This is a genomic window from Heliobacterium chlorum (assembly GCF_014502795.1).
Lineage (GTDB): Bacteria > Bacillota > Desulfitobacteriia > Heliobacteriales > Heliobacteriaceae > Heliobacterium > Heliobacterium chlorum.
In genome coordinates this window covers 1-313 of record NZ_JACVHF010000215.1, presented here as the reverse complement: position 1 = coordinate 313, position 313 = coordinate 1, and the positions used below count along the sequence as shown (strand labels likewise).

Sequence of the window (313 nt, the reverse complement as noted above, 5' to 3'; positions counted from 1 at the left end):
TGCCGGTTCCGCTCCGGGAATAACAGAGGTGATTCGAATCGGCATTGGTTTCTCCGTGAACGTGAAAGTGGTTCGTTGCATCACCGTTTTTTCGGATAACCAACCCATATCTCGCCCCACTGGTGAGTCCCGTTATGTCTACGGGAATGCTTATATAGGATTTTGCCGCAGGTAGAAATTCTGTAGGCAGCACCATTTTCTTTATCAGCGTTCCTTCGGTGCTGCCATCCAGACTAAGTCCAGAACGAATTTCCACGATCACGTCGGCCCCGATACCGTCTTTCACCAGTTCCAGTTCAATCCGGGATATCTC

At 49.8% G+C, this 313-nt stretch carries 1 protein-coding gene; it reads right to left on the bottom strand.

Annotated elements, in window-relative coordinates; translation table 11 throughout:
* On the bottom strand, positions 1-313 hold a 313-nt coding region (locus H1S01_RS21090), incomplete at both ends, for a hypothetical protein (RefSeq protein ID WP_188042210.1).